Below are 507 nucleotides of genomic sequence, written 5' to 3' on the forward strand. Positions count from 1 at the left end.
CTCTACAGCGGGACGTGGTCTGGATGGGTTAAGCAGTATGACGCGGCCAATAAACCATCCCCGGCTGATATTGGTGCGGTGAACAAAAGCAGCGACACTATGACGGGTAGGCTCATCATGAATGTTGATGGCGAGGCTATCAGGTTACAGCCGAAAACGGCGGGTTATGCCAGCTATATCATTTGTTATGACTCTTCTAATACTAACCACTGGTATGTGGGCGCAGGTTCAACAACGAATGCTAACGTCACGCTTCTTAATTACAAAGGGGCAAACCACAGCATTATTTTAAACTCTGACGGCACGGTTAACCTGAACCCTACCCAGGGGAAATCCGCAATAGTTAACGGTCCTCTACAGGTTGGCGCGGTTGGCTCTGCCGCTTTAAATATTGGTGATAACGACTCCGGGCTGCGTAGCTCTAAGGATGGTCAGGTCGACCTGTGGGCGAATTCAAAAGTTATGGGGTACTGGAACACCACAACATTTTCATTCACTGGTCAGATA

Annotated in this window: 1 pseudogene; it reads left to right on the forward strand. The window is 48.9% G+C overall.

Annotation, left to right across the window (positions count from 1 at the left end):
• Positions 1-507 (forward strand): annotated as a pseudogene (locus tag K5E19_RS24095) (phage tail protein); the annotation flags it as partial.

The organism is Enterobacter sp. RIT637 (assembly GCF_019718755.1).
GTDB lineage: Bacteria > Pseudomonadota > Gammaproteobacteria > Enterobacterales > Enterobacteriaceae > Enterobacter.